General features: G+C 47.4%; 22 protein-coding genes. 11 read left to right on the forward strand and 11 right to left on the reverse strand.

Annotation, left to right across the window (positions count from 1 at the left end; all coding sequences use genetic code 11):
* Window positions 1-48: 48 nt before the first annotated feature.
* Window positions 49-702: an arylformamidase gene (gene kynB / locus ACO0LB_RS02245; RefSeq protein ID WP_423046035.1), complete on the reverse strand. Its 654-nt coding sequence runs from the start codon at window positions 700-702 to the stop codon at window positions 49-51.
* A 204-nt stretch (window positions 703-906) separates the two neighbouring features.
* On the opposite strand from kynB, the gene ACO0LB_RS02250 reads away from it, so the two are divergent.
* Entirely contained in the window at window positions 907-1,440 is a 534-nt protein-coding gene (locus ACO0LB_RS02250) for an Lrp/AsnC family transcriptional regulator (protein ID WP_423046037.1), read from the forward strand.
* 238 nt (window positions 1,441-1,678) lie between these two features.
* Here ACO0LB_RS02250 and ACO0LB_RS02255 read toward each other — a convergent pair whose 3' ends face one another.
* Window positions 1,679-2,791 carry a serine hydrolase domain-containing protein gene (locus ACO0LB_RS02255; RefSeq protein WP_423046039.1) on the reverse strand — a complete coding sequence of 371 codons (1,113 nt, stop codon included), beginning with the start codon at window positions 2,789-2,791 and terminating at the stop codon, window positions 1,679-1,681.
* Window positions 2,792-3,227: 436 nt separating this feature from the next.
* Here ACO0LB_RS02255 and murJ point away from each other — a divergent pair, with 436 nt between their 5' ends.
* Window positions 3,228-4,781: a murein biosynthesis integral membrane protein MurJ gene (murJ, locus tag ACO0LB_RS02260; protein WP_423046041.1), complete on the forward strand. Its 1,554-nt coding sequence runs from the start codon at window positions 3,228-3,230 to the stop codon at window positions 4,779-4,781.
* Window positions 4,782-5,076: 295 nt separating this feature from the next.
* A complete protein-coding gene (locus ACO0LB_RS02265; RefSeq protein ID WP_423046043.1) occupies window positions 5,077-5,589 on the forward strand; it encodes a hypothetical protein in 513 nt (170 codons plus the stop codon).
* Between the two features lie 147 nt (window positions 5,590-5,736).
* Here the strand turns inward: ACO0LB_RS02265 and ACO0LB_RS02270 are convergent, their stop codons facing one another.
* From ACO0LB_RS02270 to argF, 3 genes are all read right to left on the reverse strand, one after another.
* Window positions 5,737-6,051 carry a pyrimidine/purine nucleoside phosphorylase gene (locus ACO0LB_RS02270; RefSeq protein ID WP_423046045.1) on the reverse strand — a complete coding sequence of 105 codons (315 nt, stop codon included), beginning with the start codon at window positions 6,049-6,051 and terminating at the stop codon, window positions 5,737-5,739.
* Window positions 6,052-6,179: 128 nt separating this feature from the next.
* Window positions 6,180-7,409 (reverse strand): argininosuccinate synthase, encoded by a 1,230-nt coding sequence (locus tag ACO0LB_RS02275; RefSeq protein WP_423046047.1) that lies wholly within the window; start codon window positions 7,407-7,409, stop codon window positions 6,180-6,182.
* A gap of 255 nt (window positions 7,410-7,664) precedes the next feature.
* Entirely contained in the window at window positions 7,665-8,579 is a 915-nt protein-coding gene (gene argF, locus ACO0LB_RS02280) for an ornithine carbamoyltransferase (protein ID WP_423046049.1), read from the reverse strand.
* A gap of 473 nt (window positions 8,580-9,052) precedes the next feature.
* Here argF and ACO0LB_RS02285 point away from each other — a divergent pair, with 473 nt between their 5' ends.
* The 4 genes from ACO0LB_RS02285 (at window position 9,053) to ACO0LB_RS02300 (ending at window position 13,028) form a co-directional block, all read left to right on the forward strand.
* Complete coding sequence (locus ACO0LB_RS02285) at window positions 9,053-9,712, forward strand: SGNH/GDSL hydrolase family protein (RefSeq protein ID WP_423046051.1); 660 nt, start codon at window positions 9,053-9,055, stop codon at window positions 9,710-9,712.
* 89 nt (window positions 9,713-9,801) lie between these two features.
* The gene (locus ACO0LB_RS02290; RefSeq protein WP_423046053.1) at window positions 9,802-10,458 is read left to right on the forward strand and encodes a hypothetical protein; all 657 of its coding nucleotides are present in this window, start codon (window positions 9,802-9,804) and stop codon (window positions 10,456-10,458) included.
* A gap of 20 nt (window positions 10,459-10,478) precedes the next feature.
* A complete protein-coding gene (locus ACO0LB_RS02295; RefSeq protein WP_423046055.1) occupies window positions 10,479-11,876 on the forward strand; it encodes an MBOAT family O-acyltransferase in 1,398 nt (465 codons plus the stop codon).
* 9 nt (window positions 11,877-11,885) lie between these two features.
* Window positions 11,886-13,028 carry an alginate O-acetyltransferase AlgX-related protein gene (locus ACO0LB_RS02300; protein WP_423046057.1) on the forward strand — a complete coding sequence of 381 codons (1,143 nt, stop codon included), beginning with the start codon at window positions 11,886-11,888 and terminating at the stop codon, window positions 13,026-13,028.
* A gap of 139 nt (window positions 13,029-13,167) precedes the next feature.
* Here ACO0LB_RS02300 and rsgA read toward each other — a convergent pair whose 3' ends face one another.
* Genes rsgA through ACO0LB_RS02315 form a run of 3 tightly spaced genes read right to left on the reverse strand, consistent with a single transcriptional unit; the run spans window position 13,168 to window position 15,692 of the window.
* On the reverse strand, window positions 13,168-14,073 hold the full coding sequence (rsgA, locus tag ACO0LB_RS02305) for a ribosome small subunit-dependent GTPase A (RefSeq protein WP_423046059.1): 906 nt from the start codon (window positions 14,071-14,073) through the stop codon (window positions 13,168-13,170).
* Entirely contained in the window at window positions 14,073-14,423 is a 351-nt protein-coding gene (locus tag ACO0LB_RS02310; RefSeq protein WP_423046061.1) for a 4a-hydroxytetrahydrobiopterin dehydratase, read from the reverse strand. Before ACO0LB_RS02310 ends, rsgA begins: the two co-directional genes overlap by 1 nt.
* Window positions 14,424-14,435: 12 nt before the next feature.
* Window positions 14,436-15,692, reverse strand: a complete 1,257-nt coding sequence (locus ACO0LB_RS02315; protein WP_423046063.1) for a M48 family metallopeptidase — start codon at window positions 15,690-15,692, stop codon at window positions 14,436-14,438.
* A gap of 39 nt (window positions 15,693-15,731) precedes the next feature.
* Between ACO0LB_RS02315 and orn the strand changes: the two genes are divergently transcribed.
* Window positions 15,732-16,319, forward strand: a complete 588-nt coding sequence (gene orn / locus ACO0LB_RS02320) for an oligoribonuclease (protein ID WP_423046065.1) — start codon at window positions 15,732-15,734, stop codon at window positions 16,317-16,319.
* Window positions 16,320-16,375: 56 nt separating this feature from the next.
* Here orn and ACO0LB_RS02325 read toward each other — a convergent pair whose 3' ends face one another.
* Both ACO0LB_RS02325 and ACO0LB_RS02330 read right to left on the reverse strand, forming a co-directional pair.
* Window positions 16,376-17,257: an HDOD domain-containing protein gene (locus ACO0LB_RS02325; RefSeq protein ID WP_423046067.1), complete on the reverse strand. Its 882-nt coding sequence runs from the start codon at window positions 17,255-17,257 to the stop codon at window positions 16,376-16,378.
* Between the two features lie 217 nt (window positions 17,258-17,474).
* Complete coding sequence (locus ACO0LB_RS02330) at window positions 17,475-19,337, reverse strand: DUF885 domain-containing protein (RefSeq protein ID WP_423046069.1); 1,863 nt, start codon at window positions 19,335-19,337, stop codon at window positions 17,475-17,477.
* A 407-nt stretch (window positions 19,338-19,744) separates the two neighbouring features.
* Between ACO0LB_RS02330 and ACO0LB_RS02335 the strand changes: the two genes are divergently transcribed.
* A complete protein-coding gene (locus ACO0LB_RS02335; RefSeq protein ID WP_423046071.1) occupies window positions 19,745-20,833 on the forward strand; it encodes a hypothetical protein in 1,089 nt (362 codons plus the stop codon).
* Window positions 20,834-21,010: 177 nt separating this feature from the next.
* The gene (locus ACO0LB_RS02340; protein ID WP_423046073.1) at window positions 21,011-22,000 is read left to right on the forward strand and encodes a fumarylacetoacetate hydrolase family protein; all 990 of its coding nucleotides are present in this window, start codon (window positions 21,011-21,013) and stop codon (window positions 21,998-22,000) included.
* A gap of 204 nt (window positions 22,001-22,204) precedes the next feature.
* Here ACO0LB_RS02340 and ACO0LB_RS02345 read toward each other — a convergent pair whose 3' ends face one another.
* Entirely contained in the window at window positions 22,205-24,466 is a 2,262-nt protein-coding gene (locus ACO0LB_RS02345; RefSeq protein ID WP_423046075.1) for a patatin-like phospholipase family protein, read from the reverse strand.
* 243 nt (window positions 24,467-24,709) lie between these two features.
* Here ACO0LB_RS02345 and ACO0LB_RS02350 point away from each other — a divergent pair, with 243 nt between their 5' ends.
* A complete protein-coding gene (locus ACO0LB_RS02350; RefSeq protein WP_423046077.1) occupies window positions 24,710-25,651 on the forward strand; it encodes a CysB family HTH-type transcriptional regulator in 942 nt (313 codons plus the stop codon).
* Window positions 25,652-25,717: the final 66 nt, after the last annotated feature.

Here is a 25,717-nt window from a genome sequence, read left to right on the forward strand (position 1 = left end):
GTGGGAATGAGGGGTGTCGGTTGCGGGGTATCGATTACGGAGTATCGGTTACGGGGTGTCGATGCCGCGCAAGATAGCGCGTACCGGGCTGGCATCAAGGCCTTTTAATTTCAGCGGCAGGCAAATGAGTTCGTAATCACCCGCTACCACCTCGTCGAGCACAATGCCTTCCAGAATTGCCATTTGATGCGCTTTCATTTGCAGGTGGGCATCGAGAGTTTTTGATTCTTGCGGATCAAGCGAAGGACTATCGATCCCGATCAGCCTGACACCGTGTTGCGCCAGTAATGTAATCGTGTCGACTGCGACGCTGGGAAAATCCTCATCCCATTGCATTTGCGGTGCTTGTTGGTAAGTGCGCAGCAACACTCTGGCCGGTATGTCTGTCAGAAATGCGCTGATATGTTCCGGCAGAACTTGCGCTACACCGATGCAATGAATGACGCGACAGGTGCCGATGTAGGTGTCTAGCGCCACTTCGTCAATCGCTTTACCGTCAGCATCGTAATGCGACGGTGCATCACAATGTGCGCCGGTATGGGTGGACATGGTGATCTTGCTGACCTTGACTGGACAGCCATCGGCGATCTGCCAGGTGGTTTCTGCGCTATAGGCGCTATCACCGGGCCAGACCGGAATTCCCTGCTGTATGGCAGGGCTGATATCCCACAATTGTCTGGATGTGGTTCTGTACGTGGACATGCGTGCTTTCCTTGAATAGACAGCGATGAATAGGCAGCGATTGATAGGAAGAGATTTTATGCCGGATTGCCTGAATAATCCTTGCAAAGTGCAGCGTAAAAAGCATGGTTTGTAGAATATAATTCGAATAAATATGCGATTTTTAAAATATATTGCGTCATGTTTATTTTGTATTGCGCAAACATGCTAAAAAGGAGTCATCCTATGCAACTCGATGCTACGGATCTGAAAATTCTGCAACAACTACAGAACGATGGGCGCATCAGCAATCAGGAGTTGGCTGATCAGGTGTTTTTGTCGCCATCGTCCTGTCTGCGGCGAGTGCGCATGCTGGAAGAGGCAGGCATTATTCACCATTACTGCGCGGTGATTGATGCCGAAAAAGTGGGGCTGGAGGTGGATGCCTTTGTGCAGGTCACGATGCGGCGCGATGTGGAGCAATGGCATGAGAATTTTTCGCAGGCCTTGCAGCAATGGCCGGAAGTGATTGGGTCTTACATCATCACTGGCGACGCCAATTATCTGCTGCGTGTGCGAGCCCGCAACCTGAAACACTATTCCAGCTTTGTGCTTGAGCGTTTATATAAAACGACCGGCGTACTGGATATCCGTTCGAATATAGTGTTGCAGACCTTGAAGGATACGCATCAGATTGCCACGTCGTTAATGAAGGAATCAGCGTCAGCTCTGGCGCCGCTCACCACGCCTGCATCAGCGTCGACAAGGACATCGGGATAGTTGCCACTGGCAATCTTCGGGTTTGTATCACTACAAATCAATGAAGATTCAGTGAATATTCAACGAGTATTTAACGAGTATTCAGTGGGTATTATGAATAAAAAAGGGGAGTATCTGCCATTATCGAGTTATTGTCCACGTAAATAAAGGCGTAGAAATAATACTCCCCACTAGTATATTTTTTGCATTTAACGTGCCTGGGATGACTGGATGGCCGGATGACCAATACCCGATATCTTTATTTCTTGCCAGTCAGCAATAAGGCTTTCAGCAACTCGGCGGCCGGCCCTTTACTTGCCCAGGTCTGGGATAAATCCAGATCGCCGTTGGTGCTGATCAGGATGAGCACGTTTTCTGATTGCAGATCAATCAGGTTCAGGATGCGCACACCGGCAATCCAGCCCTGGCGTTCAACAATCATGGTCGGTTGTTGTTCATTCGCGCCTTTAAACGGATAAGCCCAGACACCAATGGCACCGCCCACGTTGTTCGGCCTGACCATTTCTGCGCGTGTTTTCTCCGACAGATAAGTACCTTTGATGAACGCACGATCAAACGCCAGTAAATCCTTGGCGGTACCATACGACGAACCAGCTGCGCCATAACTGGCGTAATTGACTTCGGGTTCTGGTTTGCCGCCAAGCGTACCGTGAACATGTTGAGGATGATCCTGCATGCCAGCGTGATACAGACCGGAAGCAGTCATGCCAGCAGGTTTAAAAATGCGCTCTCGCAATAACTGCGCAAATGGCTGCTGATGTAGTTTTTCCAGTAACGCGCCCAGTACCATGTAATCGCAATTGTTGTAGTCAAACGTGCTGCCAGGGGCGCTGTTCATCTTGCCAGCGCAGATTTCTGTGGCAAATGTCTGCATATTGTCGCCACGGTTGGCATGCAGCATATGAAAATCAGGAATCGCATTTTCATTGTATAAGCCCGAATAGTGTGTCAATAGTTGGCGCAGGGTAATATTTCTCGCTTGCTGATTGGGATAGTCAGGCCAGTAAGCGCCCAGAGGTTGATCCAGTTGCAAGCGTCCTGCTTCAACGTCCTGCATAATCAGAATCGCGGTCATCTGCTTGGTAATCGAGGCAAAGCGGAAGCTGCGTTTAGTATCGCCAAACTGACCAAAGGATTTTTCCAGTAAGACTTTATCGCCTTTGGCTGCAATCGCTGCGCCTTGAAATCCACTGGCTTCGAGCTTGGCAGCCGCTTGCTCCAGCAGCGAGACAGCGCTGGCATGCTGGCTTGCCAGCAGCAGGCTCATGCTCAGGGTGCGGATCAGATTGCGTGTGAGGCTGAATGTCAGACTGCGTGTGAGGCTGAGCGTAAAGCGACGAAAACCGGGCATTATTTTCTCCAGATAAAAAGCAGGCACATTGACTGCCGTTATTGTATGCAAGTCCGGCGCTAAAGTCCTGTATCAAGGCGGCGCAATATCGGGCATCGTGCGGATTTAGGACTTACGCAAAATTGTCCCGGCAAGGCAAAACAGCATTTGGTGCTCAGGAGACTCCTCTTGCAAGGGGAGTCCGTTGCGTAGGCAGACAACATGTTGTCTGAATTTCCGACTACACCATGGCGACGAAGGCAGTACGTGCTTGTACAGAGCTTCGTACAATAAGGAGCCATAACGCTGCTGGGGCAGTTTTGCGTAAGTCCTAAGATTTTTCATGCCTTTCGTACAGCGGTCAGCGGTATTTTCATGCAACTTGCTGGACGGGAAAATGCATAGATGAATATACGCCAACGAATAATTGCTGCTGTGCGAGATATAATGCCGCACCATGAATTTACTTAAGACTCTTGCTGCCGTGAGTGGCATGACGATGTTGTCCCGCATTACGGGCTTGATCCGTGATGTTTTAATCGCCAGTCAATTCGGCGCGAATGCGCTGACAGATGCGTTCAACATTGCATTCCGTATCCCCAATCTGCTACGCCGCCTGTTCGCCGAAGGTGCATTCGCGCAGGCGTTTGTGCCTATCCTTGCCGAATATAAAACCCGGCAGGGCGACGCCGCGACCAAAGATCTGGTGGACCATGTCGCGACTCTGCTGACCTGGGCGCTGTTACTGACGTGCGTGCTTGGTATCGTCGGCTCACCTTTGATTTTATATTTTGCAGCACATGGTCTGGTCGGGAAGACAGACGTGTTTAGCGCTACCGTGGTCATGACTCGCATCATGTTCCCTTATATCGGCTTTATGTCGATGGTGGCGCTGGCCGGTGGAATTCTGAATACCTGGCGCGAATTCCGCGTGCCGGCATTTACACCGGTGTTGTATAACCTGACTTCGATTGCTGGCTCGCTGTTTCTGGCACCATTTCTGGATCAACCCATCTATGCGTTAGCGATTGCGGTATTTGTCGGCGGCGCATTGCAACTGGCGATACAGGTGCCTGCACTTGTGCGTATTGGTATGCTGCCGAGGATTAGTTTCCGGCTCGGCACGGCATGGCAGGATGAAGGTGTACGACGCATTATCCGCAATATGATCCCGGCGATTCTGGCTGTATCAGCGTCGCAGATCAGTATCCTGATTAATACCAGTATTGCTTCCAGTTTGCCCGCAGGCAGTACCACCTGGCTGGGAAATGCAGATCGCCTGATGGAGTTTCCTACCGCGTTGTTGGGCGTAGCGCTGGGTACTATTTTATTGCCAGGCTTATCCAAGGCGAATTCTGATGGGGATATGACCGAGTATTCCGCTTTGCTTGACTGGGGTTTGCGTCTTACATTCTTGCTGGCAATGCCCGCTGCCGTTGCTTTAGCTACGATCCCTGAGGCGCTGACCAGTACGCTCTATCATCATGCCAGATACGATGCACATTCCGTGCAGATGACTTCCAACGCCCTGATTGCTTATGGCGTGGGGTTGATTGGCCTGATTGTCGTCAAAATTCTGGCACCGGGATTTTATGCGCGTCAGGACATCCGCACTCCGGTCAAAATTGCCCTGACAGTCATGATTTCTACTCAGATGCTGAATGTCTTGTTTGTTCCCCTGTTTGCGCATGCCGGGCTGGCATTATCAGTCGGGTTGGGCGCTTGTCTGAATGCGATGTTGCTGTATAAGGGTTTGCGTGAGCGTGGCATTTTTAATCCCCAAAAAGGCTGGCTGGCATTTTTAATTAAGCTCCTTGCTGCTTTGTTGCTGATGGCGGGCGTGGCACTCTGGATGTCAGATCAGTTTTCATGGATTGCCATGCGACACACACCGTTCAAACGCGCCGCAGCGTTGTTGCTGGTGATTATTTGTTGCGCGGCTACTTACTTTGCTGCGCTGGCAGTGATGGGCTTTCGCCCGAGGGATTTTCGTAAAGTAGCGAAAGTCTGATGACTTACCTTCAGGACTTACGCAAAATTGTTCCAGCAAGGCAAAACAGCATTTGGTGCTCAGGAGACTCCCCTTGCAAGGGGAGTCCGTTGCGTCGGCAGACAACATGTTGTCTGAATTTCCGACTACACCATGGCGACGAAGGCAGTACGCTTGTACGACAAGGCGCCATAACGCCGCTGGGGCGGTTTTGCGTAAGTACTAACCTTACATCTGATTACATTTCTTTCATGCGTTCTTGTCATCGTCATTCAGGCCCGCAACGTTGATGTACTATAAAGAAAAGGAAGTCATCATGAAAAAATATGTAATTGCTCTTTTAGCGCTGGCGGTGGCAGGTTCTGCCATGGCAGCGGATGTTGGTGTCTCCGTCACTGTCGGTGAACCAGGTTTTTACGGGCGCATTGATATTGGCAATGTGCAGAGACCACAAGTGATTTATAGCAATCCTATGATCATTCAGCGTCCTGTTGTCGGTTATATTGAGCAGCCTTTATACCTTCGTGTACCACCTGGGCATGCCAAAAACTGGAGCAAACATTGCGCACGCTATGATGCCTGTGGCAGAAAAGTCTATTTTGTACAGGAAAACTGGTACAACAATGTTTATGCCCCGCAGATCAGAGAACGTTCTGGCTGGAACGAGGAGCATAGTCGCGGACGTAATGACGAGCATCGCGGTGATGATCGGGGTAATTATCGGGGCGAAAATCGCGGAGATAACCGTGGGGACAATCATGGTGATCGGCGCGAGGGTGAGCGCGGTGAAGGTCATGGCCGCGGACGTGGTCACGATCAGGATCGCTGATCCGTACTTTACACTGAGAAATTTGGCGTGCCATAGCCTGGCATGATCATGAAAAATGGCGCAGATCAACTGCGCCATTTTTTTTGGAAGATTCATCTTGACGAATATCCGATGAATCCCGCTTGCTTTTATCTCAGACCTCAGACCTCAGACAAAATGGCAAACGTAATCCAGCGTTTCCAGTGTTTCAATTTCAAAGCTGGAATTGGCTGGTACGTTAAATTGTTGTCCGCCTTCATAGGTAGACCAGTCACTGTCACCTTGCAGACGAATCTTGCATTTACCTGCATTCAATTCCATGATTTCTGCTGCTGCGGTGTTGAATACCAGGCTGGATGGAAAAATCACGCCGATCGTTTTTTTGGTGCCATCTACAAACAGAACACTATGGGAAACACATTTGCCGTCAAAGTAAATATTAGCTTTTTTAACGACGCTGACCTGATCAAATTGGGTAGTCATAATTACTCCGGAAAAACGGCCTGCACAATGACTGGGCAGGCCGCTAAATTAACTTTAATTAATTTTAATTAAATGAGACGCACCATCGTATAAAGCTAAATGTGATCAATCACACTTAGCCCATACAATTAGCTGCGTTTTGCGCGAGCGTTCGCCGCGATACGCATACGTAATGCGTTGAGTTTGATAAAGCCACCTGCGTCCGCCTGGTTATAAGCGCCGCCGTCTTCATCAAAAGTCGCGATGTTCATGTCGAACAGCGAATCTGTTTTAGAGTCACGGGATACTGTGATCACGTTACCTTTGTACAATTTCAGGCGTACCCAGCCATTGACCGTTTGTTGTGTGTGATCGATCAATGTTTGCAGAGCCACGCGCTCTGGTGCCCACCAGTAGCCGTTATAAATCAGGCTGGCATAACGTGGCATCAGGTCATCTTTCAGATGGGCGACTTCACGATCCAGCGTGATGGATTCAATTGCACGGTGTGCCCGCAACATGATGGTGCCGCCAGGTGTTTCATAGCAGCCGCGTGATTTCATGCCGACATAGCGATTTTCAACCAGATCCAGACGACCGATGCCGTGTTTACCACCGAGACGGTTCAGTTCGGTCAGTACTGTGGCTGGTGACATGCGAACACCATTGAGTGCAACGATATCACCGCGCTCAAATTCCACATCCAGGTATTCTGGTTGATCTGGTGCTGCTTCTGGGCTGACTGTCCAGCGCCACATGGATTCTTCGGCTTCGGCACTTGGATTTTCCAGATGACGGCCTTCAAAACTGATGTGCAGCAGGTTGGCATCCATGGAGTACGGTGCGCCACCATTTTTGTGTTTCTGATCGATTTCAATACCGGCATCTTCCGCGTATTTCATCAGTTTTTCACGGGATAACAAATCCCACTCACGCCAAGGGGCAATCACTTTAACATTCGGCATCAATGCATATGCACCAAGTTCGAAACGCACCTGATCATTGCCTTTGCCTGTCGCGCCATGAGAGATCGTGTCTGCGCCAGTTTCTTTTGCAATTTCGATCAGGCGTTTAGCGATCAACGGACGTGCAATCGACGTACCCAGCAGATATTCACCTTCATAGATGGTGTTTGCACGGAACATCGGGAACACGAAATCGCGTACGAATTCTTCACGTACGTCGTCGATATAAATATTTTCTGGCTTGATACCGAATTTCAGTGCTTTAGCGCGTGCCGGTTCGAGTTCTTCGCCCTGGCCCAGATCTGCGGTAAAAGTGACGATTTCACATTGATAATTGTCTTGCAGCCATTTCAAAATGACTGAGGTATCCAAACCGCCAGAGTAGGCGAGGACGACTTTTTTAACATCGCTCATAGTGTGCTTTCGAATTAACGTTACTTGTTGCTTAAATTTGTATTTAAATTTTTTATTTAAATTTATTACTTCAATGTGGGAGTGAGCAGATTGGTGACGACAATTAATGCCAATGATAAATTTTCATCGTTGATTGATTGTGGCCGGTTCCAGTCGCTCCTGAATACCCTGAATACCCTGAATACCCTGAATACCCTGAATACCCTGAATACCCTGAATACCCTGAATACCCTGAATACCTGTACAAAAAAAGTATCAGCGAATTTCGCCAACAACCAGATATTCCAATAATGCCTTTTGTACGTGAAGGCGGTTTTCTGCCTCATCCCATACGACCGATTGTGGGCCGTCAATCACACCTGCTGAAACTTCTTCACCCCGATGTGCAGGCAGGCAATGCATGAACAATGCCTCCGGATTCGCGCGTGCCATTTTTGCTTCATCGACGATCCAGCCATCGAATGCCTTTAGCCGTGCCTGATTTTCGTCCTCATATCCCATGCTGGTCCAGACATCCGTATTGACCAGATGTACGCCTTCGCAAGCGTCTGAAGGACTGTCAAACAGGGTGTACTGAGACGGATCGGCAGTGACCAGCGACATATCCATATCGTAGCCTTTGGGCGTGGAAATGTGCAGATGGAAGTTGAATATCTGAGCCGCTTGCAACCATGAATACAGCATGTTGTTAGCGTCACCTATCCATGCCACTTTTTTGCCTGTGATCGAGCCACGATGTTCGATGTAGGTAAATACATCAGCCAATACCTGGCAAGGATGGTGCTGATTCGTTAAACCGTTGATGACTGGAACGCGCGAATTCGCCGCAAAGCGCTCTATCATTTCCTGCTCAAACGTGCGGATCATGATGATGTCGCACATGCGGGACATCACCTGGCCTGCGTCTTCAACAGGTTCTCCCCGGCCAAGTTGGCTGTCGCGGGTATTGAGATAAATCGCCGCGCCGCCGAGTTGATGCATACCTGCTTCAAACGACAAGCGGGTGCGTGTGGAATTTTTCTCGAAAACCATGACCAGAGTTCTGTCCAGCAACGGATGGTAAGTCTGATAAGCCTTAAATCGTTGTTTGATGATGCGAGCACGTTGCATCACATATTCAAATTCAGAAAGGGTGAAATCGGAGAATTGCAGGAAATGTTTGATAGCCATAAATAAAACGGGCAGCAAGTTTAGCCTGCCGCCGCTTGTCATAACTGCTTCATTATAAGGGATTAAACTGCCTTTCCCATATAAATTCGGGAAAGTGGCAATTTGGAAAATGTTTTAAATCGCTTTTATTTCATATAAATGAAAACGATTGATTCTGAATAGTTCAGCCCTACAACATAGCCGTAATTGTGAATCGCCGTCAATCAGAAAAAATATCGTCATCTGATACAGAAACTTGTTTGTCTGGCAGCAAAAAATGCGGGTATCGAATTTATAATGGAACAGCAGCTATAATTAATTTGCTGAAAAACAATGTTTTTATTCTATTTTCATGTCATATAAAACAGGTGTCGATAAATGCTGATTGCTTTGTTGTAATGTGAGCTTTCTGAGATGTGTCGCCATGACTGAATATTAACTGAATTGCAATAAAGCATTTCCTATCATATTTAATATTATTATTGATACATATTATGAGCGCACTTCTTGCCGGACTGACAGTCCTGATTATCGGCGATAGCCATATGTCTAATCCCGATTATCTGATTACGACATTGCATGACGACTTAATGAATAAAGGTGCTGTTGTGTATTCGTTTGGCGCTTGTGGTGTGGCAGCGGGGGACTGGATGGTGAAGAGCCAGTCTTCTTGCGGTGGCGCTACTCGCATCAAGGATGGGCCGTTAGAAGTTAAAACGGGACAGGAAGCGATGACGCGTCCGTTTAATGAACTGGTAAAAACTTACAAACCTAATTTGGTGGTCGTGGTTAACGCGGATACGATGGCATCGTATTCTGCACCAGAACTGCCAAAAACCTGGATCTGGCAGCAGGTTTCCCGTCTGACCAAAGGCGTCAAAAACAACGGTGTTGCATGTGCATGGGTTGGCCCGGCATGGGGTACTGAAGGCGGCGTCTTCAATAAGACATTTGCCCGCGCCAAGGAAATGTCCGGCTATCTGTCTGAAATTGTGGCACCTTGCGTATATATAGATTCACAAAAAATGTCCAAACCTGGCGAATGGGGGACGATCGACGGTCAGCATCTGGATGGTGTTGGTTATAAAAACTGGGGTGCGGCCATTGGAAATGCGATTTCCTCTCCAGCTGTCTTAAATACGATCAAACGTTAATTCTGATCAGAGTATGGGGTCACGCGCTGACCTCATGCTGTTTGTCCTCTGCTTCTATTGGCTTCTTTGGTTTCTTACTTCGGCTAAAAATGAAAAAAACACTTGTCGCTTGTCTGGTTTCTATCCTCTCCTTCGCTGCGCATGCAGATAATCCTTTATATGAAACAGGTCCGGGTCAGGATTCGTCTTTTGTCCGATTCCTGAATGCGAGTGACGATAAACTCAATTTGATCAATGGCACGGCAAAAGTTGCTCTGGGTACGCAAAATGATGCGCGAGTATCACGGTTTTATCCAGTGAAGGCGGGGAGCAAGTTGACAGCGACAGTGCAGGCGGGGGCGGGCAAGATTACGGTTGATGTAACGGCAAAGCCTGGTGAATTTATTACTATTGCGATCACGGGAAAACCGAACGCACTTGAAAGTAATCTGATACGCGAAGCGCCGGCTGAATTTAATGCCATGCGGTCTTCTGTAGCCTTGCTGAATACAGATGCCACATGCTCCAGCGCAGGTCTGGTTGGCGGTGCAAAAAATGCTTCCATTTTTGAGGCAGTGAAACCACAGGCAGTTGAGCGTCGTTTGATCAATCCTGTGAATCTGGCTGTGCAAGTGAGTTGTTCCGGAAAGCCAGCAGGAAAATCCGTGGACATGACCCAATTGCAAGCTGGGGAGCGTTACAGCGTGATTTTGTGGTCAGGGAAAAATGGACGTCAGGCATTTTTTGTCCGCGACAGCACATCCTGATCTGAATCCGGACAGTCGCTATGGTATTTGCTTCTCTTGAATTCCTGACGCTATTTCTTCCACTGTTTTTTGCCTTGTATCTGCTGACGCCACAACGCTGGCGCAACCATACATTGCTGTTTGGCAGTTGGTTGTTTTATGCGTGGTGGACGCCCAAATTTCTTCTGTTGATTATTGCCCTGACGATTCTGGCATGGGGGGCAGGTATCCTGATCGATAAAACACAGGATCAAAAGCTAAAAACACAGTTGATGGCGGGAACCATTGTGCTGAATCTGGCTTCGCTGATTTGGTACAAATACACGAATATGGTCGTATCGTCGCTGAACACCATTCTGACCGGACGTGATTTACCAGTAATCCCCTGGGAAAATCTGATGCTACCGATAGGCCTGTCCTTCACGGTTTTGCATGCAATTTCTTATATTGTCGATGTTCGTCGCAAAACAGTGCCAGCACAATACAGTTTCATTTCTTTTAGTGCTTACATGGCAATGTTTCCGCATCTGATCGCGGGACCTATCGTTCGTTATAAGGTCATCGATAAAGAAATTCGCGAAAGAGTATTCTCAGCCGATCAATTTACTGTTGGTGCCAGACGTTTCATGATCGGGTTTTCCATGAAGGTACTGATTGCAGATACTTTGTCGCCACTGGTATCGCTCGCATTCGGTCTGAAGAATCCCAGTTTTATTGACGCCTGGGTTGGTTGTATTGCCTATACTTTTCAGCTTTATTTTGATTTTGCTGGATACAGTGCAATGGCGATCGGGCTTGGATTAATGTTGGGATTTCATTTTGAAGAAAATTTCAATCATCCTTATATTGCAGTATCAATACAAGATTTCTGGCGGCGCTGGCACATGACGCTGTCCTCATGGCTACGCGATTATTTGTACATCAGCCTTGGTGGTAATCGTGGAAGCCTAGGTCGTACTTATCTGAATCTGATGCTGACCATGGCCATTGGTGGTTTATGGCATGGTGGCGAAAACTGGAATTATCTGATCTGGGGCATTATTCACGGTAGCGCATTATGCTGTGACCGTGCGTTTACCCAGCGTGGATTATCTATGCCAAATTTTGCTTCACGTAGCCTGACGTTATTCGTCGTGATGCTGGCATGGACAGTATTTCGTGCAGACAGTTTTGCGACCGCCATGGATTGCTGGGCAGGACAGTTCGGTTTGCACGGGTTTGCGATGGGGGATGCGATTGCGCTGGCGTTGCGACCAAGTCTGATGCTGACATTTGTTATCGGATTACTGTGCGTAGTATATCCAGCGACCAATATTGCCAAACGCGGCGGTCTGGGCGTCATGTCCTGGAGTATGGTGTGGCCCGTCGTGACATTTGCTTTTGCTGTGATTGTTCTGGCGGGGCAGAAAGCCATCCCTTTCTTGTATTTCCAGTTTTAGGCGGCATACATGACGGAATCTTTTACGTTCGATATGAAAAAAGCAGGCTGGATGCGGTTTATTCCTGCCGTATCTTTTGCTTCGATTCTGGTGGCTGGATTTGCCGTAACGATGACTTCATTGCGTGATGTTGCAGAAAAGGACTGGGCTGGAATGTCAGAGCCACGTCGGATTCTGGAAGGGGAGTCGACACGACGTTTTTCGACACAGTTGAATAGTCATTTTTTACTCAGCAAACCATTCGCTCATATCGAAAGAGCAGTCACGTGGGGTATTGCTGGCGATACTGGTACTTCGGTTCGTACCGGATGCGACGGCTGGTTATTTTTAGCCGACGAATTAACGCCATACCCGGCGGCAAAACAGAATGCGCTGGCACGTGCCGACATCGTAACGAAATTAGACAGCGTATTGAAAAAGCGTGGTATTCAACTAGTGATGGCAGTCGTTCCTGATAAATCCAGGATAGAACACTCACATTTATGTGGCTTACATCGCTCTCCTGGATTTGCGGACAGGGTCGACGACTGGATTACCCCACTACGTCAACAGAAGATTGAGGTGATTGATCTCAGAGTGGCATTGAATGAGACACCCGGCGAGCGTTATTACCGTACGGATTCTCATTGGAATGAGTCTGGTGCTGACTCTGCTGCCCGAGCCATTGCTCAGCGTCTACAGGCCTTACATCTGGTGGATAAACCTGCATCACCAATACCTTCTGGTGCTATACAGTCGCGCATGGTCGAGCGTTCGGGTGATCTGATCCGTGTTGCTAACTTTGACGGCCTGCCAGCCTGGCTGCGCCCGCCAGCAGATACAACGCAACAAAGTACCGTGGCTCCTGTCAGCGTTGCCAGCGATGATTTGTTTGGAGATACAGGTTTGCCAACGGTAGCACTGGTGGGAACCTCTTTTGCACGTGCATCGAATTTCGTGCCATTGTTGAGTCAGTTTCTCGGCGCGCCAGTCGCCAATATGGCAAAAGACGGAGGAGATTTTGAAGGATCCGCGATGGCGTATTTAAGTAGCAAAGCTTATCAGAAAGAACCTCCCAAAGTATTGCTCTGGGAGGTTCCTGAGCGCATGCTGCAAAAGCCACTGACGCGTTCAGAACAGATCTGGTCTCAGTTTCTATCGAAAAATCGTTAATCGGGATTGGCGATTTTTGGAAGGGCCTGCGACGTAGAATGGCAGAGGTAGTAGGTAGTGATGGCCTAGTGCTTATTACTTCGCAGGGGTACGTAACATTATCGCGTCTGTGACAGACCGACCATTTGTCCTGTGGTCGTTAATAGCCGATGGTCTGTGCGGATTCGTGCACCAGCTGCTCAAATAATTCATGCCGCATCGTCGTAATTGAACCATCCTTGACTGCTGCTAAGACGGCACATCCGGGTTCTGCATGGTGATGACAGTTATAGAACTTACAGTGTCCCAGATGTGGAATGAATTCAGGAAAGGCTCTTTCCAACATGCCTTCACTTAAATGATGTAATCCAAACTCCTGAAATCCGGGAGAATCGATGACATACGAATGTGAATCCATTTGATACAGTCTGGTAAATGTCGTTGTATGTTTACCGGTATCAAGGGCGGCTGAAATTTCTCTGGTGGCAATTTCAGCATCTGGAATCAAAAGATTGATCAGCGATGATTTACCCATACCTGATTGACCGATCAGTATCGTACTTTGGTCACGCATCAGGTCTTCCATGATCTGTCTGGTTTTTTGCGGGTCTGCTTTGGCGGACACTTCATGTACCGGATAACCAAGTTTCTCATATAAGCCAACCCGCTCACGTGCTTTAGGCAGGGAGTCGGTGACATCCACCTTATTCAGTATCAGATGCGGCTTAATACCGGACGATTCAGCCGCGACCAGGGCGCGTGATACCAGATCATCGGTAAAGCTGGGTTCTGTCGCGACAACAATCAGTAATTGTGTCAGGTTGGCAGCCAGCATTTTTGACTTATATTGATCGGAGCGATACAGCAAGGTCTTGCGCGGAGTGATGGCTTCAATCACGCCCTGATTTTTAGATGTCAGGGCAAATTCGACAACATCACCAACGGAAACATCACTTTTTTTGCCGCGAGTTACGCAATGTAGTTTTTGCTGGCTACCGTCAATGTCGGCCTGTATCAGATAGTGGCGGCCATGCGCCGCAATCACCAGACCTTGCAGGCGTGCCATCAGGAAAAACTTTGCTCAAAAATGGCATCGACCTTGGCTGCGCAAATAAAGTCGTTGATTGAAATTCCACCTTTTCCATCATTCACGGTATGGGTATCAAATTTGATAATGCACTTGTTATAGGTCACAACAAGTTCAGGATGATGATCTTCTGCGTGAATAACGTAAGCAATGGCATTAATAAACGCCAGCGTTTCGTAATAATTTTTGAACTGATAAGTTTTAACGATCCGTGGCCCATCCTGTGTCCAGCCTGGTGTTGCTGGGAAATAGTTCGCCAGCGCGCTGTCGTCTAGTCCTGTCTCTGTATGTTGGGATTTTTTTGCTAATAAATCACTGGTTTTTATCATGATCATTCCTGTTTAGACTGCTAATAACTTATTGATGCGTACTGTGGCTGGCGGATGTGAATCGTAAAACGCCGAGTGTAATGGATCAGGGGTCAGTGTAGAGGCGTTATCCTCATATAACTTGACCAGTGCCGCTACCAGATCATCTGCATTGGTGTAGCGGGCAGCAAAGGCATCTGCCTCAAATTCATGTGTGCGCGAACTGATTGATGTCAGAGGCGAGAATAAAAATGTAAACACGGGTAAGGCGAGCATGAACAGGATGAATGCCATAGCATCGTTTTTAGCCAGTAACATAGGGTCGACACCCAGCCCTGTATAAAACCAGACTTGTTCTTTCAGGTAGCCCAGCAGCGCCAGAAAGGCCAGCGATACAAGAAAAATGACGATAATCCGTTTCACGATATGTTTGAGCTTGAAATGTCCAAGTTCATGTGCGAGTACGGCTTCAATCTCAGCAGGTGCCAGACGGGAGAGTAATGTATCAAAAAAGACAATACGTTTTGCTGCTCCAAAACCTGAAAAATAAGCATTGCCATGCGCACTGCGTTTAGACCCGTCCATGACAAATAAACCCTGAGAGGCGAAACCGACGCGTTGCATCAATCCCTCAATACGTTGACGCAAGCTATCGTCCTCAAGGGGAGTAAATTTATTAAATAAAGGAGCAATCACGGTGGGATACAGTAGCATCATCAGCAACTGAAAACCACTCCAGACCACCCACGCGTACAGCCACCACAGCGCACCGGACTTTTCCATTAGTGTCAGCACAACCCAGATCAGCGGCAAACCAATGGCAGCGCCAAGGAATGTACTTTTTAGCATGTCTGTGAAAAACAATGCGGGAGTCATTTTATTAAACCCAAACCTGGCCTCAAGTACAAATTGCGAATAATAAGACAGGGGCAATTCAATCAGGCTACTGATCAGTGCAAATGCACCAATTAAGCTGATTTGATACAGCATGCCTGGACCGGCCAGCTTTAACAGACTGACAGATAACAATTGCAGGCCGCCAAACAGGGTAAAACCCATCAGCACCACCGCATTCAGTATCAGTGATACCAGTCCAAGCTTGGTTTTGGCAATGGTATAGTCAGCTGCTTTTTGATGTGCTGCCAGCGGAATTTTTTCTGCAAACTGGGCTGGAACGACAGACCGATGTCGCAAAATATGGCGAATGTGGCGGGACGCTAGCCAAAATTGTACGATCAGTGTCAGCAACAGAAAGGAGATGAATAAAACCGAAAAGGTGGCTGAAATCATGGGAAAATGTGACATTCGAAAAAAAGCTAAGGAAGAATTATGTCACAAGCTACCGACATGCAAGCAAATGCCGTGATTCCGGCGCGTCCAAATGAGATGAACCTGATCTGGGTTGATATGGAAATGACGGGTCTTGATCCTGATACCGATCGCATTATCGAAGTAGCAGTCGTTGTTACTGACTCCCAATTAAATGTGTTGGCGGAAGGTCCCGTGTTCGCTATTCACCAGCCCGATGAAGTGCTGGATAAAATGGATGCATGGAATAAAGGTACGCATGGACGCTCTGGTCTGATTGATAAGGTGAAGGCGTCGACAATCAGTGAATCCGATGCCGAAAATGCGCTGATTGCATTTTTGAAACCGTTTGTTCCAGCAGGAAAATCACCGATGTGTGGCAACACTATTTGTCAGGACAGACGTTTTATGGTGCGCGGTATGCCTAAGCTGGAAGCATTCTTTCATTACCGCAATCTGGATGTATCGACACTGAAAGAATTATGCCGTCGCTGGAAGCCTGAACTGGCCACTGGTTTTAAAAAGCATCAAAAACATACAGCATTGGCCGATATCATTGAATCGATTGAGGAACTGAAATACTACCGTCAGCATTTTATTAAAGAATAATATTGCCAAGGTAACTAATAACGACCTCGGTAAGCAAGTAACGGTATTGATCTGGTTCAGATTGATAATGCCGAGGTCAATGTACTCACTTCTTCAGCAGATTCCTCCAGGATGCTGCTCAGCGTTCCATCACCCACCACGAAATCAATTTCTGAAGTGTAGTTTTCCGGTTCTGTGTAAGAGTGAAGATCGAGTGGTGATCGACTTGATGCCAGCTCATTGGCCAGTAATAGCGTGTCCCCCAGTGTTTCTGGCGGCATGGCGCGCAGTCCATACCAGAGTGCTTCTACCGCCTCTGTCACTTGCTGCGGCAGCTTCAGACTGTGTAACACGGCGCGACCAATCATTGCTTCTGCCGCTTCTCTTTCTATGACCGTATCCGAAAATGTGGGTAATTCCAAGGTATCGGTTTCTTCTTCCGGGCTGTCAAAATCGATCAATTCCGGATATTCATCGACCCTGGACAGCAGGTAAAAATTACCAACTTCATGCACGATGCCCGCAAACATTGCCGTATCAGGATCTACTTTGGTAATGCGTCGTGCAATCACGCGTGACAGCGATGCGACTTGCGCACTGTGCTGCCAGAGCTGGTTCATGATGCGTTTGACCTGATTATTTTTGCTGGTGCCAGCGAGTTGTCGCATGACCAATGACGCAACAATCGCCCGCAGAATACGGAAACCGACCCGACCAATGGCAGCTTTGACATTGGTGACATCGTTACCTCGGTTATAAGCCGCTGAATTGGCAATCGCGACAACGCGCGAAGCGAGTAAGGGTTCGTTAAGTACCAGCTTGGCGGCATTATCAATGCTGCAATCTGGATCATCAAGCGCCTCCTGGACTTTCAGTGAAGCAGCGACATTTGTCGGAAACACCAGCTCACCACGTTTGGCCTGTTCGATAATAATGCTAAGTGCTTCAGATCTTTTCATCGCAGCAGCCATATCTATAAGTTGTTGATCAGTTCATGACCGGGAATCGTCTGATGACGGTGTTTTTACGAACAATCATCAGACGGATATCAGACGAACACTTAGCATACCAGTAATGATATTGTTAAGTTAGATGATTTAATGCAATAAATCCAGAGAATTTTATTCTCCTGTATTCGCTTGCTTATATCAACTGAACATCCTCTGTTATGGTGTGTCAACGCATCATTGAGTGGTTTTTTTGGTCTTCTATCCATTTGTTCATTTTTGTTTCCAATAACGATAAAGGCAGGGTGCCATCGCTCAGAATGGCATCGTGAAATTGACGTAAATCAAATTTGTTACCGAGAGCTGCTTCGGCCTTGTGGCGTAATTCCATGATCTTTAATGAGCCAATTTTGTAGCCCAGTGCTTGTCCTGGCCACGCCATGTAACGCTCAATTGCCTGTCTGGATGCCGCCTCGCTATAGCCCAGTACTTCTTGCAGATATTGTATTCCCTGTTCTCTTGTCCAGCCTTTCGCGTGCATACCTGTATCCACCACGAGTCTGGTTGCGCGCAACATTTCATCGCTCAGATGTCCCAGATAAGAGTTGGGATCGTTGTCAAATAATCCCATTTCCCGTCCCAGAGTTTCTGCATATAAAGCCCATCCTTCTGTGTAGGCGTTATTTCCACCCACTTTACGAAAGCGCGGGACATCGAGTTCTTGCAAAGTAGCCAGATGAAAATGATGTCCAGGCTGGCCCTCGTGCAAAAACAGGGTTTTCATCCCCGTGTTGGCATAGTCGGCCGGATTATTGATCACTGCCCAGAAAACACCGGGACGTGAACCATCGATTGCTGGCGGGGAGTAGTGATCAGAGGCCGTCTGGCGACTGATTTCTGGCTCTGGGCGAATATCAAGTGCGGCTTTTGGCGTTTTGCCGAACAAGGTCGGGAGTTTTTCGCGTACTTTTTTGTCAATATCCCGATAGGCATCAAGGATGTCTTTTTCTGTTTTGAACGGACGATACTGGTTTTGCGTATCAATCCAGGCTGGCAGCGCTTTCGGATCACCGTGATAGCCGAGTTGTGGTCCTAGAGTGACATATTTTTGTTGAATACGAGCAACTTCTTTCAGCCCGATGGTATGGATGTCGTCAGGACTCAGATTGGTAGTTGTCTGATCTTCTACCCAGGCACGATACCAGCGCTCACCCTCTGGTAATGCGTTCCAGCCGGTGCTATTGCGGCTTGCAGGCAGATATTCAGCATTCAGAAAGGTGTTGAACTCGCGCAACGCAGGCAAAATGCTGTTTTGTATGGCATCTTTATAGGCTTTGGTAAGACGATTTTTATCCGCCTGGGAAAAATTATCTGGAAAATGTCTGATCGGCAAGTAATAGGCCTGATCTTCGGCCTGGTCTGACAATAATTGTGCATATTGCGGCAAGGTAGAGTTCACCAGAGCTTTGGGTAAGACAATGCCCTGACGCATACCTTCTCGCATATTGATCGTCGCCTGTTTCAGCCATGTTGGTAAAGCCTTGATACGTCGCAGATAAGTCTCGTATTGCTTCGGCGTGGTCAGTAACTGGGCGCTTTGACCACTGGCAAACTGTGCCAATGTGACCGGTACACTGTCCATTTGATTGATGGGCAGCAGATAGTCTTTAAATTGCGCCATCTTGATGCCACTCTGAATTTCATATTGCAGACAATCATACGTTACCATGTCAGCCGCAGATAATTTGGAACGATCCACACCTGATAGTTTCTGCTCGATGTTCCTTAACATGGCGGTATGGTTTGCCCTGATCACAGGCTGCAAAGTCATAGGCAAGCGGTCGTCATAGCGATTGTCACCATTGAATGTCGCGGATAAGGGTTCGAATATCGCCTGTTGCTGGTAATACGTCTCTGCGAGAGAAAGTAAGCGTTCTGCATCAGTTGTTGCAAGACGGAGATTGGCCATACGAATGGCAGGCTTGCCTGCTTCTGCAGCGTAAGCAGGTAACGTCACGCTGCCAACGCAACTGAGTACACTGATCGTAAGGACATTTAGAGCGATAGACTGGAAAGAGCGCTGTTGACGCATATAAAAATTCCTGAAAAAGGGATAAGGTCATGAACAGTCATCGCAGCCGATGTTAGCGCGAATGTGCTGTTGAACCGTGAAATATGATCATGCATTTCATACATAGGTGGCTGATTGATCACCATTTCCGATGATGTATTGACTGCCTAGTATGGACATAGCTTGCTAAGACAAGTCCGGATGAATTTGGTTCTGCTGTTGCTATTAAAAAAAGCAAGTTAATCCTGTGTTGACAAACAAAGGCAGAATTTTCTGAATACCGCTGAATAACTTTGAATAACTCTGAATAAATCAAAACAAAAATAAAGTATTGGCAGAAAAGGTCGTTATGTTGATGTTGCATTGCTCTAGCGCGATGATGTTATCGCGCTGTGATGTTGTCGATACAGGACTATTCGGAGTTGGCCATGAAAATACAGTCATCAGATGTGAGTTTTTCTTCTTCTCATGTGGCAACAAGCTATACCGAAAAGACCGAGACACTAAAAGCCTGGTCAGGACAGCAACGACCTGATTTTGAGCGTACCGGAGATCGTTTGCGACAGTCGCCAATCATCAGTTCCAGTACTGTTCAGCTCTCAGGTGCGGCCATTGCCGCCCAAACTGCTGCCACTGAGAGCAGTGCAGGCGTACAGCAAATTTCTACAGACGCTAATCTAGATCCTTCTCTCAGACTGATCAAGGATTTAATTGAGCGTATGACAGGGCGACAAATCCACTTATTGAGTAGTAGCGATCTCGCCAGTGGCGGCTCGGCGGATATTCAACAAAATGCTTCTGCCGGTAATTCAGGAACAACAGCAGCGACGACAACAGCAAACGGACGATCTGGTTGGGGGCTGGAGTATGACAGTCACCAATCTTATACCGAGACCGAGCAGACCAGTTTTACAGCCAGCGGAACAATTACGACTGCCGATAATAAAAAAATTGAATTTAATATTTCGGTTGATCTGCAACGTAGTTATCACGAGGATACTAGCACTAGTGTACGTCTCGGGGATGCGAAAAAGGTAGATCCGCTAGTACTCAATTTTGCAGGTGATTCAGCACAGTTGACGGAGCAGAAATTTGCGTTTGACTTGAATGGTGACGGTAAGAAAGAAAATATCTCTTTTGTTCAGGGGTCAGGATTTCTTGCACTTGATCGTAATAATGATGGGAAGATTAATTCCGGTACCGAATTGTTTGGGCCGGGTACTGGTAATGGATTTTCTGAATTGAGTGCACTCGATAGTGATGGCAATCATTGGATTGACGAGTCCGACCCTGCATTTCAAAAATTGAAAATCTGGACTAAAGATGCTGCTGGCAATGATCAATTGCAGAGCCTGGCGCAGGCTCATGTCGGTGCATTGTATCTTGGGTCAACATCGACACCGTTTGATTTGAATAATGCCCAAAACAAGAATTTAGGGCAAATCCGATCCTCAGGTGTATGGCTTTCCGATGATGGCAAGTCACACACTATGCAGCAGGTTGATTTGTCTGTTTAGGTGCTATTCAGGTAGATTTGCCTATTTTTATTGTTAATTTGCCGATGCATTTTGCGCGAGTGATATCTCAACCTACACGATAGGAAGTGTGGCCGCTGCAGAAACGGCTTCATATTCCCACTAATTTCCTGTTTTTGTTCAGGTAAAATCCTCCTGACTCAAAAATAACGGAATGCCATGAAGTTAACAACATTAAAAGATGGATCGCGTGATGGTCAGCTCGCTGTAGTTTCCCGTGATCTGAAAACAGTGTGTATTGCCAGCGATATCGCGCCGACTTTACAGCGTGCTTTGGATGACTGGAATTTTATTGCACCTCAACTCGACGAGCTATACGGTCGCTTGAATGCAGGTCGAGCCCCTAATAGTGTTGATTTTGATGCCAGTCAGTGCATGGCACCATTGCCGCGTGCTTTCCAGTGGGCAGATGGTTCGTCCTATGTGAATCACGTAGAACTGGTGCGTAAGGCGCGTCAGGCAGAAATGCCGGAGAGTTTCTGGCATGACCCGCTGATGTATCAGGGTGGAAGCGATGATTTTCTTGGCCCACAGGATGATATTGAACTCGGTTCAGACGAGTGGGGCGTTGATTTTGAAAGTGAAATTGCGGTGATTATCGGCGATGTGCCAGCTGGCGTCAAAGTTCAGCATGCCGGTGAATATATCCGCCTGCTGATGCTGGTCAATGATGTGTCACTGCGCAATTTGATTCCGGCAGAATTAGCGAAAGGGTTTGGTTTTTTTCAGTCTAAACCTGCATCAACGTTCTCTCCTGTTGCCGTAACGCCCGACGAGTTGGGTGATGCATGGAGAGATGGAAAGGTGCATTTGCCGCTACGTTCGACTTGGAACGGCAATCTGGTCGGACAGCCAAATGCAGGTGTGGATATGGTGTTTTCTTTTCCTCAACTGATTACACATCTCTGTAAAACCCGCAACGCACGCGCAGGCACTATCGTTGGCTCTGGCACAGTGTCGAATAAAGATACTTCCAAGGGGTACAGTTGTATCGCAGAAAAACGTGCATTGGAAATGATCGCTACTGGCGAGGCGATCACATCATTCATGAAATTCGGTGATACGATCAAAATCGAGATGCTGGATAAACAGGGGAAATCAATTTTTGGAGCAATTGACCAGAGCCTGGTCGAAATAACACGCCGCTGATGTCATGAAAATCAGGAATGACGCAAAACGGCTCTGGAGGCGTGATGGTTTCTTGATGCCGACAAGCTCGGCACAAAGCTTGGTATAAAGCCCGATAAGCCCCATCAACGCCATAATACTTTCGTCGCCATGCATACTTGGGCAATTTTGCGTAAATCTTGAAGATCAATGTGATTGTTATTTAGCTTATTTGGTTTATTTGGCTTATTGTCGGCCTAACTGAAAAAATACGTTTTTGGCGCCACCCTGACCCATTGCAACGCCAAGATAAATAGGGCCGATAAAGCTGTTAAATCCAGCAAACAGGCTAGCGCTTTTACGCAAAGATTTGAACGATATATCGCTGGTCTGGTTCCAGACGTTGCCTGCTTCCAGTGAAGTGCCGAGGAATAGACTTTGTCCCGCTAACTCAAATTTTACTGCGCGAAGCAAGTAGGTGAGGCTACCGTAGAGCATAAAGTTACCTGTGAACTGATCTGGTTGATATGCGGATAACTGTTGGAAACCACCTAAAGTAGAGCCGATGCCACGGATTTCCTGATCATGTTGGAATAATCCCGCACCGCTGAGTTTCAGATTAATGCTGTGGTTGTTGATACTGTTGGCCCATATCCCACTGAAAGCCAGTTCCTGATAATTTTGATGGGCTTTATTTAAGCCCAAAAATAGGCTGCTATCTAATTTATAGCCATAGCGTGGAAAGCTGGTATCACTGAGTTGATCAATGACAATTGCAGACTTGATTCCGAACTGTTGCAGGTCTGCACTAGGCAATGATTCGGTGCTGAGGCTACCGTCGTCGTTCCGATATAGAAATCCACCAATTTTGGGACGTACACGGTAATGGTTGTAATTCAATCCTATCTTAGCTTCGCCTAATACACTTTGTTCACCGAGTTTAAAGGCCAGGTCCAGACCGAGTTTATCACCCCGAAAATTGTATTCCGCGATCCTGGTATCGCCGTTATAGAGGTTTCGGGTATTCTGGCCGATTTCGGCGAAAGGCGAAATATACATACCTTCGCGTTCAAATAAAGGTTGTCGTAATTCAGTGTGTAGTTTGATGTTGTTACCAAACTCCATGTCATTGCGCCATTCGAGGCCGCCATCCGTCAACCATGGGCGGCGATGCCCCACTTGCAGACGAAAACCGCCCGCACCTTCAAAGCCACTTGAAAGTGCCAGTCCAAAGCGCAAAAAATGAGGCCCCCAGTTGCGACCGTAGGCATTGACCCTGATACCGTATTCGTCGTCACGTTGTACGAGTTCGTGATTGATGCTGTCGAACTCGCGCGCATTGTTCAGAATGGCAAGCTGACGATTGATTTCTTCCGCGTTATATTCCTTGCCCGGTTTAATGGAAAGCTGACGCCTGATATCGTTTTCGGGAATAGCACCGTTGGTCGATACATCCACAAATGCAATGCGTATTGGTGGTAATGCAGGATGCAGGCGTAATTGTTGTTTCGCCGCATATTGCATTGGTGGCAGGCTATACACCGACAGCATATTCTGAAGTGCCAATGTAGCTTGCTGGCCTATTTGTATCGCTTCTTTAGATCGTGCAAAATCCATAAAACTAATATTGCCGAGCGTGGGTTCTATCAAAATGTCACGTTGGCCGAGCAATGCTTTTTGGGCCTCCACATTCTGCTCGGTCAGAATATTCACCATCTGCTGACTGACGTTGAACAGGGTTTGCAACTGATCTCTGGGCATCAATGGCGTACCAATATTGACGGCAATCACAATGTCTGCCCCCATACTTCTTGCAATATCTACCGGCAAATTGCGCACTAATCCACCGTCGGATAATAATCGCCCATCAATTTCTATCGGAGCAAATACCCCGGGGGCTGCCATGCTGGCACGTATTGCTTTGTGTAACGGACCACGTTCAAAGACGACCATTTTGCCTGTTTCCAGATCGGTGGCGACGGTACGAAAACGGATTGGGAGCTGGTCAAAATCAACATCAGGCTGCAAATGCGCGGTCCAGTTTTGCAGTAGTTCCAGAAATTGTGTTGCCTGCACAACTCCGGCTGGCAAACGCACGCCATTGCTGCTCAGCCCCAGTGTGGCACCCAATGGATACTGGTCATCTTCTTCACGCACGGATTGAGGCAGCATGCGGCGCTCTACACGATCAAGCGCAACATCATTGAGTTTCAATGCATCGAGGCGGGCCTCAATTTCTGTTGCCGAAAAGCCAGCTGCATAAAGCCCGCCAACGACCGCTCCCATACTGGTTCCGGCAATGCAGTCAATCGGAATGTGTAGATTTTCTAATACTTTGAGTACGCCAAGATGAGCAAATCCACGTGCTCCGCCGCCAGACAGGGCAAGACAGATTTTTGGTGGTGCGTTGCCTGTCTTTTCTTTGATCAGATTCTCTGCCATAGAAAAGCGAGGCAAAAGCAAAGAAAAAATCAGACTGGTGACAGAAAGAATAATCGTTTTGTTCATAGAGTAAGTGAGGAAACATGGAATTCTTGCCTGAGGCTCTATATACTGCTGAAAGTATATTAATCAGGCTTTACTCGGGAAATTTCGCATAAGAGATTTTGTTAATCTTATTCTCTGTTTCAATGACATCGGACAATAAATCGTTATTGGAGCATGGCGTTGGCAAAAAAGACAGAGATATAAAGGCTAAAATTTTCGAATAAAGCTCATACAGAGTTTCCGGATCATTTCCATCAATTACCCATGAACCTACATCAATTACGCTTTGTTCGCGAAGCAGTGAGACAGAATTTCAATCTGACTGAGGCAGCAAAAGCCCTGTTTACTTCTCAGCCAGGGGTATCTAAGGCCATTATTGAATTGGAAGAAGAACTCGGGGTTGATATATTTACCCGGCATGGCAAACGTATTCGTGGACTGACAGAACCAGGGCGAGCGGTATTGAAGTCGGTTGAGCTGATTATGCAAGAGATTGATGGACTCAAGCGTATCGGTAAGGAATATGCGGCACAAGACAGCGGTAGCTTTACCATTGCAACGACGCACACCCAGGCGCGTTATGCGTTGCCGAAGGTAGTGCAGGCCTTCATGCAAAAATATCCTAAAGTCAGATTATCTCTGCTTCAGGGAAACCCTAAGCAAATCGCTGAAATGGTGATGCGTGATCAGGCGGATCTGGCGATTGCCACTGAAGCGATTGCAGGATTTGATGGCTTGATTTCATTGCCCTGTTATCAATGGGAGCATGTGGTGGTGGTTCCCCAAGAGCATCCATTGTTGAAATCCAAAAATGTCACATTGGAAGAAATTGCGCATTACTCATTGATTACGTATGACAGCGCATTTGCAGGGCGCAGCAAAATTGATCATGCGTTTCAGCTACGCAATCTGAAGCCTGATATTTTGCTGGAAGCGATTGATGCTGATGTCATCAAAACCTACGTTGAGCTTGGAATGGGAGTCGGTATTATTGCGGGAATGGCTTTTGATGCAGAGCGTGATAAAAATTTGCGGGCTATCCCCGTGGGACATTTATTTGGGATGAATATTTCTCGCGTTGCCATTAAGCAAGGAGCTTATCTGCGCAGTTATATTTACACCTTCATTGAACTACTGAATCCTATCCTGACTCGCAAAATGATAGACCAGGGTATGCAAGGCAATAAAGATACCTACGATTTATAAGGCATCTCAATATCTGCTCTTGCTTATCGTTGCGAGATTACTTCGATAACCAAGAGATTAATTGGC

It is taken from the genome of Undibacterium sp. SXout7W (assembly GCF_049339385.1).
In the GTDB taxonomy this organism is placed as follows: domain Bacteria; phylum Pseudomonadota; class Gammaproteobacteria; order Burkholderiales; family Burkholderiaceae_D; genus Undibacterium.

Coding starts and splice junctions, on each gene's coding strand:
- kynB (WP_423046035.1), bottom strand. CDS start 702: ATGTCCACGTACAGAACCACATCCAGACAATTGTGGGATATCAGCCCT.
- ACO0LB_RS02250 (WP_423046037.1), top strand. CDS start 907: ATGCAACTCGATGCTACGGATCTGAAAATTCTGCAACAACTACAGAAC.
- ACO0LB_RS02255 (WP_423046039.1), bottom strand. CDS start 2,791: ATGCCCGGTTTTCGTCGCTTTACGCTCAGCCTCACACGCAGTCTGACA.
- murJ (WP_423046041.1), top strand. CDS start 3,228: ATGAATTTACTTAAGACTCTTGCTGCCGTGAGTGGCATGACGATGTTG.
- ACO0LB_RS02265 (WP_423046043.1), top strand. CDS start 5,077: ATGAAAAAATATGTAATTGCTCTTTTAGCGCTGGCGGTGGCAGGTTCT.
- ACO0LB_RS02270 (WP_423046045.1), bottom strand. CDS start 6,051: ATGACTACCCAATTTGATCAGGTCAGCGTCGTTAAAAAAGCTAATATT.
- ACO0LB_RS02275 (WP_423046047.1), bottom strand. CDS start 7,409: ATGAGCGATGTTAAAAAAGTCGTCCTCGCCTACTCTGGCGGTTTGGAT.
- argF (WP_423046049.1), bottom strand. CDS start 8,579: ATGGCTATCAAACATTTCCTGCAATTCTCCGATTTCACCCTTTCTGAA.
- ACO0LB_RS02285 (WP_423046051.1), top strand. CDS start 9,053: ATGAGCGCACTTCTTGCCGGACTGACAGTCCTGATTATCGGCGATAGC.
- ACO0LB_RS02290 (WP_423046053.1), top strand. CDS start 9,802: ATGAAAAAAACACTTGTCGCTTGTCTGGTTTCTATCCTCTCCTTCGCT.
- ACO0LB_RS02295 (WP_423046055.1), top strand. CDS start 10,479: ATGGTATTTGCTTCTCTTGAATTCCTGACGCTATTTCTTCCACTGTTT.
- ACO0LB_RS02300 (WP_423046057.1), top strand. CDS start 11,886: ATGACGGAATCTTTTACGTTCGATATGAAAAAAGCAGGCTGGATGCGG.
- rsgA (WP_423046059.1), bottom strand. CDS start 14,073: ATGGCACGCCTGCAAGGTCTGGTGATTGCGGCGCATGGCCGCCACTAT.
- ACO0LB_RS02310 (WP_423046061.1), bottom strand. CDS start 14,423: ATGATAAAAACCAGTGATTTATTAGCAAAAAAATCCCAACATACAGAG.
- ACO0LB_RS02315 (WP_423046063.1), bottom strand. CDS start 15,692: ATGATTTCAGCCACCTTTTCGGTTTTATTCATCTCCTTTCTGTTGCTG.
- orn (WP_423046065.1), top strand. CDS start 15,732: ATGTCACAAGCTACCGACATGCAAGCAAATGCCGTGATTCCGGCGCGT.
- ACO0LB_RS02325 (WP_423046067.1), bottom strand. CDS start 17,257: ATGAAAAGATCTGAAGCACTTAGCATTATTATCGAACAGGCCAAACGT.
- ACO0LB_RS02330 (WP_423046069.1), bottom strand. CDS start 19,337: ATGCGTCAACAGCGCTCTTTCCAGTCTATCGCTCTAAATGTCCTTACG.
- ACO0LB_RS02335 (WP_423046071.1), top strand. CDS start 19,745: ATGAAAATACAGTCATCAGATGTGAGTTTTTCTTCTTCTCATGTGGCA.
- ACO0LB_RS02340 (WP_423046073.1), top strand. CDS start 21,011: ATGAAGTTAACAACATTAAAAGATGGATCGCGTGATGGTCAGCTCGCT.
- ACO0LB_RS02345 (WP_423046075.1), bottom strand. CDS start 24,466: ATGAACAAAACGATTATTCTTTCTGTCACCAGTCTGATTTTTTCTTTG.
- ACO0LB_RS02350 (WP_423046077.1), top strand. CDS start 24,710: ATGAACCTACATCAATTACGCTTTGTTCGCGAAGCAGTGAGACAGAAT.